The 11,794-nt window shown below is 71.1% G+C and carries 13 protein-coding genes; 3 read left to right on the top strand and 10 right to left on the bottom strand.

Going from position 1 to position 11,794, the window contains the following annotated elements; all coding sequences use genetic code 11:
- Positions 1–7: 7 nt before the first annotated feature.
- The 4 genes from AB0J16_RS53595 to AB0J16_RS53580 form a co-directional block, all read right to left on the bottom strand.
- Entirely contained in the window at positions 8–541 is a 534-nt protein-coding gene (locus AB0J16_RS53595; protein ID WP_358555163.1) for an isoprenylcysteine carboxyl methyltransferase family protein, read from the bottom strand.
- 5 nt (positions 542–546) lie between these two features.
- Positions 547–1,566, bottom strand: coding sequence for a 3-oxoacyl-[acyl-carrier-protein] synthase III C-terminal domain-containing protein (locus AB0J16_RS53590; protein ID WP_358555161.1), 1,020 nt, complete (start codon positions 1,564–1,566; stop codon positions 547–549).
- 141 nt (positions 1,567–1,707) lie between these two features.
- Positions 1,708–2,754 carry a class I SAM-dependent methyltransferase gene (locus AB0J16_RS53585; protein ID WP_358555158.1) on the bottom strand — a complete coding sequence of 349 codons (1,047 nt, stop codon included), beginning with the start codon at positions 2,752–2,754 and terminating at the stop codon, positions 1,708–1,710.
- Positions 2,755–2,776: 22 nt separating this feature from the next.
- Entirely contained in the window at positions 2,777–3,475 is a 699-nt protein-coding gene (locus tag AB0J16_RS53580; protein WP_358555155.1) for a helix-turn-helix domain-containing protein, read from the bottom strand.
- Between the two features lie 54 nt (positions 3,476–3,529).
- Here AB0J16_RS53580 and AB0J16_RS53575 point away from each other — a divergent pair, with 54 nt between their 5' ends.
- On the top strand, positions 3,530–3,940 hold the full coding sequence (locus AB0J16_RS53575; RefSeq protein ID WP_358555152.1) for a hemerythrin domain-containing protein: 411 nt from the start codon (positions 3,530–3,532) through the stop codon (positions 3,938–3,940).
- A 15-nt stretch (positions 3,941–3,955) separates the two neighbouring features.
- Here AB0J16_RS53575 and AB0J16_RS53570 read toward each other — a convergent pair whose 3' ends face one another.
- Positions 3,956–4,843 carry a carboxyl transferase domain-containing protein gene (locus AB0J16_RS53570; RefSeq protein ID WP_358555149.1) on the bottom strand — a complete coding sequence of 296 codons (888 nt, stop codon included), beginning with the start codon at positions 4,841–4,843 and terminating at the stop codon, positions 3,956–3,958.
- Between the two features lie 59 nt (positions 4,844–4,902).
- Between AB0J16_RS53570 and AB0J16_RS53565 the strand changes: the two genes are divergently transcribed.
- Positions 4,903–5,931 carry a hypothetical protein gene (locus AB0J16_RS53565; RefSeq protein ID WP_358555146.1) on the top strand — a complete coding sequence of 343 codons (1,029 nt, stop codon included), beginning with the start codon at positions 4,903–4,905 and terminating at the stop codon, positions 5,929–5,931.
- Here the strand turns inward: AB0J16_RS53565 and AB0J16_RS53560 are convergent.
- Both AB0J16_RS53560 and AB0J16_RS53555 read right to left on the bottom strand, forming a co-directional pair.
- The gene (locus AB0J16_RS53560) at positions 5,919–6,311 is read right to left on the bottom strand and encodes a DUF3224 domain-containing protein (RefSeq protein ID WP_358555143.1); all 393 of its coding nucleotides are present in this window, start codon (positions 6,309–6,311) and stop codon (positions 5,919–5,921) included. The two genes, AB0J16_RS53565 and AB0J16_RS53560, sit on opposite strands and share 13 nt — an antisense overlap.
- A gap of 36 nt (positions 6,312–6,347) precedes the next feature.
- Complete coding sequence (locus AB0J16_RS53555) at positions 6,348–7,511, bottom strand: FAD-binding protein (protein WP_358555140.1); 1,164 nt, start codon at positions 7,509–7,511, stop codon at positions 6,348–6,350.
- A gap of 151 nt (positions 7,512–7,662) precedes the next feature.
- Here AB0J16_RS53555 and AB0J16_RS53550 point away from each other — a divergent pair, with 151 nt between their 5' ends.
- Positions 7,663–8,016 carry a PLD nuclease N-terminal domain-containing protein gene (locus tag AB0J16_RS53550; protein WP_358555137.1) on the top strand — a complete coding sequence of 118 codons (354 nt, stop codon included), beginning with the start codon at positions 7,663–7,665 and terminating at the stop codon, positions 8,014–8,016.
- On the opposite strand, the gene araA is transcribed toward AB0J16_RS53550, so the two are convergent.
- Genes araA through araB form a run of 3 tightly spaced genes read right to left on the bottom strand, consistent with a single transcriptional unit; the run spans position 8,013 to position 11,772 of the window.
- The gene (araA, locus tag AB0J16_RS53545; RefSeq protein WP_358555134.1) at positions 8,013–9,467 is read right to left on the bottom strand and encodes an L-arabinose isomerase; all 1,455 of its coding nucleotides are present in this window, start codon (positions 9,465–9,467) and stop codon (positions 8,013–8,015) included. The two genes, AB0J16_RS53550 and araA, sit on opposite strands and share 4 nt — an antisense overlap.
- On the bottom strand, positions 9,464–10,126 hold the full coding sequence (locus tag AB0J16_RS53540) for an L-ribulose-5-phosphate 4-epimerase (protein ID WP_358555131.1): 663 nt from the start codon (positions 10,124–10,126) through the stop codon (positions 9,464–9,466). Before AB0J16_RS53540 ends, araA begins: the two co-directional genes overlap by 4 nt.
- Positions 10,123–11,772 carry a ribulokinase gene (gene araB, locus AB0J16_RS53535; protein ID WP_358555128.1) on the bottom strand — a complete coding sequence of 550 codons (1,650 nt, stop codon included), beginning with the start codon at positions 11,770–11,772 and terminating at the stop codon, positions 10,123–10,125. Before araB ends, AB0J16_RS53540 begins: the two co-directional genes overlap by 4 nt.
- Between the last annotated feature and the right edge of the window lie 22 nt (positions 11,773–11,794).

The raw sequence follows: 11,794 nt of genomic DNA, 5'->3' as shown, positions 1-11,794 counted from the left end.
GATCCGGTCAGCCGACCAGCGCCGCCTCCTCCACCCGGATGCGAATCGTCAGCAACACCCCGTTCACCAGCGTGAACGCCAGCGCGGTGAGCCAGGCGGTGTGGACGAGCGGCAGGGCCACCCCCTCCGTGACCACGGCCACGTAGTTCGGATGACGCAGCCACCTGTACGGCCCGGCGCCGACCAGCGGCATCCCTGGCACCACGACGACGCGGGTGTTCCACTGCCTGCCCAGGGTGGCGATGCACGACCAGCGCAGCCCCTGGGCCAGCAGGACGATCGCGAGCATCGGCCAGCCGAGCGCCGGGATGAAGGGCCGGTCGAGCAGCCACACCTCGGCCGGGCAGGCCAGCAGGAGTCCGGTATGGGCCAGGACGATCCAGGGATAGTGCCGCCGGCCGTACTCGATGCCGCCCTTCGACCTGGCCCAGGCCAGATTGCGGCGGGCCACGGCCAGCTCGGCCAGCCGCTCGACGACGACCAGCCCGATCAGCAGCGTGTACGGACTCACCAGCCCGATCAGGCTCGTGTAAGGAGTCAAAGAGGTCACCAGTGCAGCAGGAGCAGCTCGGCCGAGAAACCGGGCCCGAGGGCGAGCAGCACGGCCGGCTGGCCCGGGCGGCCGCGCGTCTCCTGCAGGACGTGCAGTACCGAGACCGACGACATGTTCCCGTGCTCACGCAGTGACCGCCACGTGACCTCCAGAGCCGCCGGATCCAGGCCCAGCCGCTCCACGATCTTGTCGATCACCTTCGGGCCGCCGGGGTGGCAGATCCAGGTGCCGACCTGTTCGGGGGTGAGTCCGTTATCGGCGAGGAAGCCCTTGATGTCGCCCGCGAGCACCTTCTCCACGAAGGTGGTGAGTTCGGCGTCCAGCACGAGGTGAAAGCCCCGCTCGCTCACCTGCCAGCCCATGAGGTGCTCCGTGCCCGAGTACAGCCTGCTGCGCGTGGCCACCACCTCCGGCCCCTGGCCGCGTCCCACCGCGACCACGGCCGCCGCGCCGTCGCCGAACAGGCCGCTGGCGACCAGGTTCGCGATGGAGGTGTCGTCGCGCTGAGTGGTCAGCGAGCACATCTCGACGCAGACCAGCGCCGCCACCTGTTCGGGCCAGCCGCGCAGGTAGTCGTTCAGGCGCGACAGGCCCGAGGCTCCCGCCGCGCAGCCCAGCCCGAACACCGGCACCCGCTTGACGTCCGGCCGCAGCCCCACGCGCTGGATCAGCCGCGCGTCCAGGGACGGCGTGGCGAGGCCGGTGGTCGAGCAGAACACCAGGTGATCCACCCGCCTCGGCGATACGCCCGCCTTGTCCAGCGCACCACGGAGTGCCCGTTCGCTCAGGTCGAGCGCGATCTCAAGGTAGATGTCGTTGGCGCGGCCGAACGAGTCCAGCTTGGCGTAGTCGTCCAGGGGGAGGGCCAGGTTCCGGCTCTGGACGCCGGTGGCTGCGTGGAAGCGTTCGAGCTGGTCGAGGTCGGCTTCGGTCAGCCGGGAGAATGCCTCGGTGATCTCCGCCTGCGCGTAGCGGTAATCGGGCAAAACAGTCTGTACCCCCGAAATATGCATGTATCTCTTCTGCCGCGGAGAGGGGTCGGCTAACCTGCGGCCGCACGCATGCCCGTACGCGCCGGGCTTCTGAGCCGTTCGAGCCGGAGTACGCCGGCCGAAAGCCACGGACTTCAGCAAGCCAGCCAGAAGCCACAGCCCTCAGCAGGCGAGCCGCCACAGAGACGTCACCTCGGCGGCCCGCGCCGCCCTCAGCGGGTCGGTGTCGTCGGACGCGCGCCGGTGACGCGGCCGAGTGTCGAGCCGCCCCATGACCCGCACGCCCGCGCCGTCGAACGCCGCCATCAGGTCGGCACGGGGCCGCAGGCCAAGATGCTCGGCCAGGTCCGACAGCACCAGCCACCCTTCGCCGCCCGGCTCCAGATGCTCGGCCAGGCCGTCGAGGAAGCCCTGGAGCATGCCCCCACCGGGGTCGTACACCGCCCGGTCGAGCGGCGACGATGGCTCGGCGGGCAGCCAGGGCGGGTTGCACACGACGAGCGACGCGCGCCCCGGCGGGAACAGGTCGGCCGCCACCACCTCGACCCGATCGGCCAGCCCCAGCCGGGCCATGTTGTCGCGGGCGCAGACCACCGCGCGCCGGTCGAGATCGGTGGCCACGACCCGCTCGACGCCCCGCCTGGCCAGCACCGCGGCCAGAACTCCGGTGCCCGTGCCGAGGTCGAAGGCCAGCCGCTTGCCGGGCAGCGGCGCCTGGGCCACCAGATCAATGTATTCACCACGGATCGGGGAGAACACCCCGTAATGCGGATGGATCCGGGCACCCAGCGCCGGGACCTCGACGCCCTTCTTGCGCCATTCGTGCGCGCCGATCAGCCCGAGCAGCTCGCGCAACGACCCCACGTACGGACCCTCCGCCGGCCCGTAGACCTCCTCGCACGCCTGCCGTACGTCGGGAGCGCGGGTGAGCGGAATGACGTGGCCTTCGTCGTACGGGATGAGCAGCAGGCCGAGCGTCCGCGCCCGCCGGCCCTGGGCCTGGCGGTAGCGGTCGAACGTGGCGCCGGGCTCGGCCGGCTCGCACCGGCGGCCCATCGCCTGGAGCAACTGCCGGGCGTTCTGGAAGTCGCCGCGCCACAGCAGGGCGGTGCCCTCGCGAGCCAGGCGGTAGGCGGTGTCGGCCTTCATCCGGTCGTCGGCGATCACCACCCGAGCCGGTGGCGGCGCCTCCAGTGCGGACCGCCACACTGCCGAACACTCTTCGCCCGCCTCAGTCCATGTGATCATCAGGCTCAGACCGTTTCACGGACGACCGTCCCGTGGCCAACCCTTTTAGCAGCAGCCCGGCCACGAGAGCGCGCAGCCCCTCACCGTAGGTGTCGCGCGCGGTGAGCTCCTCCCACCGCCCGCCCACCGCCGCGAGGCGCGGCAACGCCTCGGCGTCGAGCGCGGCGAACACCTGCCGCCGGTACGTCGGCCCGCCCTCCTCCCGCCTGCGCAGCGCCGCCGCCCGCGCGGTGATCTCCCCCGCCGTGTAGTGCCAGATGATCCGGTACGCGGCCACGGCCCGCTCCAGCGACAGCCCGGCGCGTACGGCCGCGTCGATGATCATCTCCGGATACCACAAGGCGTTGACCGAGAGCAGGTCGTCCGCCCTGAGGACGTCCACGATCCACGGGACGCCCACCAGCGCGTCGTGCATGGCGATGGCCGCCGCGGCCATCCGCTCGTCCGGCTCGTCCGGGAGCTCGGGCCGGGGCATCCCCGCCGCGTAGTCGTCGAGCAGCAGCAGGAGGAGTTCCTCCTTGTCGTGCACGTGGTGGTAGAGGGCCATGGGCGTGGTGCCGACCTCACGGGCCAGCCTGCGCATCGTCAGGCTCTCCGTCCCTTCGGCCTCGATGAGCCGGTGGGCGGCGGACACGATGTCCGCCCGGGAGATCTTGGGCGGCCGTCCAGTACGTGCGGGCATCCTGTCATGCTACTTTCTATACGCGTATAAAAACTCTCCAGGAGGTGGTGTGACATGAGCGAAGAACGACTCATCGCCATGGGTGACGAGCTGGTGAAGCTACACGACGGCTTCCGGCGAGAGCTCGCGGCGCTGCGGCGGGCACCCGGCTCGCGGCCCGAGCTGCGGGAGCACTGCCTGACGTTCTGCGACGCGCTGCACGCCCATCACACCGGCGAGGACGGCGTCCTGTTCCCGCACCTGGCGGGCGCGCATCCCGAGCTGGTGGAGGTGCTGGCCCGGCTGCGCGCCGAGCACGAGGTGGTGGCGCGGCTGCTCGCGCGGATCCGCGAGCTCCCCGACGAGGGCGACGTCGGTGCCGAGCTCGATCAGCTGTCCCGCGAACTCGAGGCGCACCTCGACTACGAGGAGGAGCAGTTGGTACCGCTGCTCAACGCGATGACCGACTTCCCCGAAGGGCTCTGACCGACGCCGGGCCGGTTACGGGCGGGTCGTGTGCCGGGGGCCAGGGTCGAGGACGGCGTAGGCGTCGTGGACCCACTCCGTGAGCACCGGCCGCGTCCGCGCCGGATCGATGATGTCCTCGACCAGGAACGCCTCCGCCGTCCTGAACGGTGACCTGACCGCCTCCAGCCGCTCGGCGATCTCCGCCTTCACCGTCTCTGCCTCCGGTCCCGCCTCGGCGAGCAGGCGTTTGAAGGCCACCTCCAGCCCGCCCTCGATCGGCAGCGAGCCCCAGTCACCCGACGGCCAGGCGACCCGCAGGCCGTACCTGTCGTGGGGCCGGTGCGCGGCGCCCGCGACGCCGAAGACGCGGCGGACCAGCACGGACGCCCACGGGATGGTCGACTGGTAGACGGCGGCCAGCGCGCGGGCGCCGTGCCTGATGGTGCCGGCCCGCTCGGCGGCGCTGCCGATCACGAAGCCGGGCTGGTCCACGAGGTGGACGACCGGCAGGTGGAACGTCTCGGCCAGGTCCACGAACCTGGCCGTCTTGTCCGCGCCCTGCGCCGTCATGCCGCCGCCGTAGACGCGCGGGTCGTCGCCCGCCACGACCACCCGCCGCCCGGCGACCACGGCCCTGCCGATGATCACGTTCGACGGGGTGACGCTCTCCAGCCCGTCCTCCCCGTACACGGCCTGGCCGGTGAGCGCGCCGACCTCGCGCCAGCTGTCAGTGAGGGCGGCGAGGCGCTCGCGGATCGTCAGCCGCCCGGTCGCGTGCTGGCGGGCGACCCGCTCCTCGCCTCCCATGCGCTCGGCCAGCCGCTCGCGGCGCTCCAGTTCGGCGAGTTCGGGGTCCCACACGGCGTTCGTCCCTCCACCGGCTGATCGGTAACGATCCTTGAACCATAGGACGATTGTCATAGCGAGGTCAGGATGGATGGCACCTCCCGTCGCGCCCGGTTGTCGGGAGCATCGGTGACATGCGACGAATCCTGCCGGCCTTCGGGCTCGCGCTCCTGTCTCCGCTCGTGGCCGAGTTCCTGCTCGGCGACTTCCCGCTCACCTCGCTGCACTTCCTGGTCCTGCTCGCCCCCACGTACGGCGGCGCCGCGCTGCTGATCCGCGAGGTGGCGCGCAGGGCGGGGATCGGCTGGCCGGGCATCGTGCTCATGTCCCTCGCCTACGGCGTGTTCGAGGAGGGGATCATGACGATGTCGCTGTTCAACCCCGACTACGCCGGTCAGCGGCTGCTCGATCCCGGGTTCGTGCCGGCCTTGGGGATCGGGGTGCCGTGGACGCTGTTCGTGCTGGCGCTGCACACCGTGTGGAGCATGAGCGTGCCCATCGCGCTGACCGAGGAGCTGACCGGCGCGCGGCGCACCACGCCGTGGCTCGGCAAGATCGGGCTGACCGTCACCGCTGTACTGGCCGTGCTGGGCGCGGCCCTGACGACGGTGTTCAGCTACATGAACGGGCACTTCCTGGCCTCCGTGCCGCAGCTGGTGTCGATCGTGGTGATCGTGGTGGCCCTCGTCGCGCTGGCCTTCCGCCTACCGCGCCGCGTCAGCGCCGACCAACTGCCCCACCGGGCCGACGCCGACCAGCCGCCCCGCCAGACCGGCACCGACCGGGCGGCCGAGGCGCCCGCGCCCTGGCTGGTCCTCGTGGTGACGCTGGTGGCGGGCATGCTGTTCGAGGCGCCGAACGTCCTGCTCGGCGACCAGGTCGGCCTGGGGATCGCGCTGCTGGCCGGGGTCGAGGTGGGGATGACCGCTCTGGCCCTGTTCTGGTCGGCCCGGCGCGGATGGGACGGCAGGCACCGGATGGCGCTGGCCGGCGGCGCCCTGCTGACCTACGTGTGGCACGCCTTCTTCTCCGGCCCGGTCGTTCCGGCGACGCCCCTGATCAACCTGGTCAGCCACCTCGTGTTCGGCCTCGGTGCGCTGGTCCTGCTCGCGTTCGCCGCCCGCCGCGTCGCCGCAAATGCCGACGTTCCTCAGAGCCGGTAGTCGAAGACGTACGAGTGCGAGCCGTCAGGAGCGATGAGGATGTCCATCTCCCCTCTGAGGCCGCTCAGCCCGCCGGTGCCGGAGTCCGGGACGACCGAGACGCGCAGTGACTGCTCGCCCCGGTCGCCCACCGCGAAGTGCTGCAGGACGAAGCTGCCCGACCGGCCTGCCAACGTGCCCACGACCCGCTCCATCGCCACGTACGCACGGGAGTCCGCCACCGGCGTCAACGCCATGATCATGCTGACCGTACTGGTGCCGGTCAGGTCGCCGTGGAAGGTCTTGCCCAGCGTGACGTGGGCGAGCGACACGCCGTCACCCTCCTCGTACGGAGGCTGGGGTGTCCAGTCGGCGGTGTCGAAGGTTCCCTTGGCTGTCATGCTTCCCATGGTGCGGGTCATACCTGTCAGATCCGGTCAGGTACCCAGCAGCGTCCCAACGAAGTCGTTGCGGAACTTCCCCGCCGGGTCGTAGCGCCCCACCAGGTCCCGGAAGCGCTCCGGGCACGACGGCCAGCGGGTGAACAGTTTGCCCCAGTGCGGCCGGGGATCGAACGGCGCCAGCCGCTCCTCCACCAGCTCGATCACCGGAAGCACCGCCTCGGTGTCCTTGACCCAGGTGAAGTGCACACCCACGGTGTCGCGGCCGAGATACGGGCTGAGCCACAGGTCGTCGGCGGCGATCGTACGCACCTCGGAGATCTGCAGCACCGGCCGGAGGCGGTCGCCGATGGCCCGCAGCTCGCGCAGCGCCTCGGCCGCGCGCCCCCTGGGCAGCAGGAACTCCGACTGCAGCTCGTCGCCCGCGCTGCTCGGCGGCGAGTCGGCCCGGAAGTGCGGCAGCCGCTCGTGCCACGCCCCCGGCACGCCGAGCTGCTCGGTGCAGCTGCCGGCCGGCATGCCCGGCACCGGGTGGCGGGGCCCGTCGGCCGCGCGGGTGCCGTGCCACTCGCCCGGGGGCAGTTCGGTGCGGCGCTTGAGCCACACAGTGGTCGCCAGCCAGTTGGTGAACAGGCTGACGCTGTAGCCGGCCGACATGACGGCCTCGAAGTCGAAGTCGTCGGGCAGGCCCTCTTGGACGTACTGGCGCAGCTCGAAGGCGGGCACGAGGTCGAGCGTGACCGAGGTGACGACGCCGAGCGCGCCGAGCGCCACGACCGCGCCGGGGAAGTCGGCCTCGCCCCGCGCGAGGGTGATCAGGGAGCCGTCGGCGGTGACGAGGTCCAGCGCCGAAACGGCCGCCGACAGGCTCTGGTTGCCGCCGCCGGAGCCGTGCGTGCCGGTCGCGACCGAACCCGCCACCGAGATGTGCGGCAGCGAGGCCAGGTTGCCGAGCGCGAACCCGCTCGCGTGCAGCACGGGCGCGAGCTCCGCGTACGTCACCCGCCCGCCGACCCGCACGCGCGCCGCGGCGCTGTCGATCTCGATCTCGTACGGCAGGCGGTCCAGAGCGACCAGGTCACCCGTCGAGTCGGCGACGTCGTTGAAGGAGTGGCCACTGCCTAACGCCCGGATGGAGGTGGTGCCGGCGACAAGGCTCTGGAGCTCGTCGAGGGAGGAGGGATGATGCACGTTTTTCATCTGAAAGGCGATGTTTCCCGCCCAATTCTTCAACGTCACTGCCCTACAGTTCCATAGCTCTTGTCAGCGCCGCGAGGGGGCGCTAGTTTCGGGTGCCGCCGACGAAAGCGCCGACGACAAAGGCGCTCTGGGCGCCGCCGAGGAGAATTCCGTGCTCTACCTGTCCGAGGCCCTCGGTCTGGCCACGCTCGTGCTCTGGCTGTACTGCCTCTTCGACGCGATCACCACGCCGGAAGAGGCGTGCCGCAACCTGCCGAAGATCCTCTGGGTGCTCATCGTCCTGCTGTTCCCGCTGGTCGGCTCCATCATCTGGCTGGTGGCCGGGCGGCCGCAGACACTCCCGGCTGCGCGGCCGACCGGATACCCCGAGTACGACCGGCCGGGGCGCGCGACCGCGAGCAACCCCGACGACGATGAGGAGTTCCTGCGCCGCCTCCGCGAGCGGGCAGAGGAACAACGCAGGAACGCCCCGAAGCCACCTGACGACACCCCCAAGGGCGACTAGAAGCCCTGCGCCAGCCGGTAGTACGCCTGGTTCCAGCGCAGCTCCTTGGCGAACCCCCGAGCCGTCGTGTCCGCGTCGATGACCAGCAGTTCGACCCCGAGCATGTCGGCCAGGTCGGTCAGCTCCTCGGTGCCCACGGCCGTCGAGAGCACGGTGTGGTGCGGCGCGCCCGCGGTCAGCCACGCCTCGGCGGAGGTACGCAGGTTCGGCCGGGGCCGCCAGACCGCGCGCGCCACCGGCAGGTTGGGCAGCGGGTGCGGCGGCGCGACGATGTCGATCTCGTTGGCCACCAGCCGGAACCGGTCCCCCATGTCGGCGAGCCCGATGACCACGCCGGGACCCGGCTCGGCGTCGAACACCAGCCGCACCGGGTCCTCCCGGCCGCCGATGCCCAGCGGGTGGATCTCGCACGACGGGGTGCCCGTGGCGATCGACGGGCAGACCTCCAGCATGTGCGCGCCGAGGATGAGCTCCTCGCCCGGCGTCATGTTGTAGGTGTAGTCCTCCATGAACGAGGTGCCACCCGGCGCCATGGCCTTGAGCGTGCGCAGCAGCACCGAGGTCTTCCAGTCGCCCTCGCCGCCGAAGCCGTACCCGTCGGCCATCAGCCGCTGCACGGCCAGGCCGGGGAGCTGGCGCAGCCCGCCGAGGTCCTCGAAGTTCGTGGTGAACGCGCGGAAGCCGCCCGCCTCCAGGAAGCCGCGCAGGCCCAGCTCGATCCTGGCGGCGTAGCGCAGCGACTCGTTCCGCTCGCCCAGCAGCTCCGGCGCCACCCGGTAGAGCTCGGCGTACTCCTTGACCAGCGCCGTCACGTCCGCCTCGGAGGCGGCGTCCACGGCCTCGACCAGCTCGTTGACGCCGTAGGTGTTGACCGAGACGCCGAAGCGGAGCTGCGCCTCGACCTTGTCGCCCTCGGTGACGGCGACGTCGCGCATGTTGTCGCCGAACCTGGCGAGCTTGAGCGTACGCACCTCCGCCAGGCCAGCCGCCGCCCGCGACCAGGCGAGCACCCGGTCGGCCACGAACGGGTCGCTGACGTGCCCGGCCACGGTCTTGCGCGGCACGCCCAGCCGGGTCTGGATGTGGCCGAACTCGCGGTCGCCGTGCGCGGCCTGGTTGAGGTTCATGAAGTCCATGTCGATGGAGCTCCACGGCAGCTCAACGTTGGCCTGCGTGTGCAGGTGCAGCAGCGGCTTGCGCAGCGTGTCCAGCCCGGCGATCCACATCTTGGCCGGGGAGAAGGTGTGCATCCAGGCGATCACGCCGGCGCACGAGTCGTCCGCGTTGGCCTCCAGCATCACCCGCCTGATCGCGGCCGCGTCGGTGAGCACGGGCTTCCACTCGACGGGCACCGGGAGCGCCGCGGCGATCCGCTGCGACTGCTCGGCGACCTGGCGCAGCGTGTCCTCGCCGTACAGTCCCTGGCTGCCGGTCAGAAACCAGATGTTCAACGCGGGCTCCTCTGTTGTCCGTAGACGTTCTGATAGCGGTCGTACAGGCGGTCGATGTCGTCCTGGGCGATGGCCAGCGGCTCGCCGAGCTGCTTGGCCACGTGCACGGTACGGGCGACGTCCTCGCACATCACGGCGGCCTTGACCGCGGCTTTGGGGCTCGGGCCGATGCTGAAGACGCCGTGGTTCTGCATCAGCACGGCCCGCGAGCGGTGCCCCTTGAGCGTCTTCACGATGCCCTGGCCGATGGAGTCGTCGCCGATCAGCGCGAACGGCCCGACCGGGATCTCGCCGCCGAACTCGTCGGCCATGGCGGTCAGCACGCACGGGATGGCCTCGCCGCGCGCCGCCCAGGCGGAGGCGTACGTGGAGTGTGTGTGCACCACCCCGTTCACCTCGGGCATGTTGCGATAGACGTAGGCGTGCGCGGCGGTGTCGCTGCTCGGCGCGTGCTCACCGGCCACCAGGTTGCCGTCGAGGTCGCAGACGACCATGTTCGCCGGCTTCAGCTCGTCGTAGGTGACGCCGGACGGCTTGATGACGAACAGGTCCTCGCCGGGGACCCGGCCGGAGACGTTCCCGGCGGTCCAGACGACGAGGTTGTTGCGCACCAGCTCGGCGTGCAGGTCACAGACCGTCTTCCGCATGGCCTCGGTCATGAGCGGGCCTCGTTCCTGATCGCGCGTAGCGTGTGCAGCATTCGTCCATCCCCGAAGTAGTCGTGCAGTGTGCGGTATTCGGCGTAGAGCCGGTCGTAGGCGTCGGCCCGGTCCGCGTCGGGCACGTAGGCGTTCTCCTGGCGCGCGCCCATCACGGCCGCGGCCTGCTGGATGTCGTCGTACGCGCCCGCCGCTACGGCCGCGTGGATCGCCGAGCCGAGCGCGGGTCCCTGCTCGGAGTCGATGATCGACAGCGGGCGGCGCAGCACGTCGGCGTAGACCTGCATGAGGAAGCGGTTCTTCAGCAGGCCGCCGGCCACCACGAACTCCGCCACCGGCACGCCCGACGCCTCGAACGTCTCGACGATCACCCGGGCGCCGAACGCGGTCGCCTCGATGAGCGCGCGGTAGACGTCCTCGGGCTTGGTGGCCAGGGTCTGGCCGACGACCACGCCGGACAGGTCGTGGTCGACCAGCACGGAGCGGTTGCCGTTGTGCCAGTCGAGCGCGACCAGTCCGTGCTGCCCGACCCGCTGCCCGGCGGCCAGCTCGGTCAGGTAGTCGTGCACCGACTGTCCCCGGTCGGCCGCGAGCCGCGCGTACGAGGCGGGCACGGCGTTGTCGACGAACCAGGCGAAGATGTCACCCACGCCCGACTGTCCCGCCTCGTATCCCCACAGCCCCGGCACGATCCCGTCGCGGACCACCCCGCACATGCCGGGCACCTCGGCCAGCTGGTCGGAGGGCATCACGTGGCAGGTGGAGGTGCCCATGATGGCGACCATCTGGCCGGGCCGGACCGCGTCGGCCGCGGCGGAGGTGACGTGCGCGTCGACGTTGCCGACGGCGATGGCGATGCCCTCGGGCAGCTTGGTCCACTCGGCGGCCTGCGCGGTCAGCCGACCGGCGAGCCCGCCCAGCGGAGACAGCTCATGTCCCAACTTGCCGGCAAACCCGGAGAAGCCGGGGTTGAGGGCGGCGAGGAAGTCCTCGGACGGATAGCCCCCATCCTGATATATCCCTTTGTATCCGGCGGTGCAGACGTTGCGGGTCTCGACCCCGGTGAGCTGCCAGATGATCCAGTCGGCCGCCTCGATCCACCGCTCGGCCCGCCCATAGGTCTCCGGGTCCTCTTCGAGCACCTGCAGGCCCTTGGCGAACTCCCACTCCGAGGAGATCTTGCCGCCATAGCGCGGCAGCCAGCTCTCCCCGCGCCGCGCGGCCAGCTCGTTGATCCGGTCGGCGTGCGCCTGCGCCGCGTGGTGCTTCCACAACTTGGGCCAGGCGTGCGGCCGCTCGGGCGTCTGGAAGCAGAGCGGCGTGCCGTCGCCGGTGGTCGGCAGCACCGTGCACGCCGTGAAGTCGGTGCCGAGCCCGACGACCTGCGCCGGGTCGATCCCGGCCGCGGCCACGGCCTCGGGCACGGCGGTACGCAGCACGTCCAGCCAGTCCTGCGGGGACTGCAGCGCCCAGTCGGGTCCCAGCCGGACCTCGGAGCCGGGCAGCCGGTCCTCGATGACGCGGTGGGCGTACTCGTGCACGGCGGTGCCGACCTCGGCGCCGTCGCCGACCCGCACCACCACGGCGCGGCCGGACAGCGTGCCGAAGTCGACGCCGATCACGTATGTGTTGTTGTTAGCGTTCACACAATCTCCCTTGATCCGGTAC

It is taken from the genome of Nonomuraea sp. NPDC049750, from assembly GCF_040659625.1.
In the GTDB taxonomy this organism is placed as follows: domain Bacteria; phylum Actinomycetota; class Actinomycetes; order Streptosporangiales; family Streptosporangiaceae; genus Nonomuraea.
This window is presented reverse-complemented; position numbering and strand designations above follow the sequence as displayed.

What these genes read in the sequence shown, in the direction of transcription:
- AB0J16_RS53575 (WP_358555152.1), top strand. Translation starts at nt 3,530, where the DNA reads ATGAGCGAAGAACGACTCATCGCCATGGGTGACGAGCTGGTGAAGCTA.
- AB0J16_RS53570 (WP_358555149.1), bottom strand. Translation starts at nt 4,843, where the DNA reads ATGACAATCGTCCTATGGTTCAAGGATCGTTACCGATCAGCCGGTGGA.
- AB0J16_RS53540 (WP_358555131.1), bottom strand. Translation starts at nt 10,126, where the DNA reads ATGACCGAGGCCATGCGGAAGACGGTCTGTGACCTGCACGCCGAGCTG.
- AB0J16_RS53565 (WP_358555146.1), top strand. Translation starts at nt 4,903, where the DNA reads ATGCGACGAATCCTGCCGGCCTTCGGGCTCGCGCTCCTGTCTCCGCTC.
- AB0J16_RS53580 (WP_358555155.1), bottom strand. Translation starts at nt 3,475, where the DNA reads ATGCCCGCACGTACTGGACGGCCGCCCAAGATCTCCCGGGCGGACATC.
- AB0J16_RS53560 (WP_358555143.1), bottom strand. Translation starts at nt 6,311, where the DNA reads ATGACAGCCAAGGGAACCTTCGACACCGCCGACTGGACACCCCAGCCT.
- AB0J16_RS53590 (WP_358555161.1), bottom strand. Translation starts at nt 1,566, where the DNA reads ATGCATATTTCGGGGGTACAGACTGTTTTGCCCGATTACCGCTACGCG.
- AB0J16_RS53555 (WP_358555140.1), bottom strand. Translation starts at nt 7,511, where the DNA reads ATGAAAAACGTGCATCATCCCTCCTCCCTCGACGAGCTCCAGAGCCTT.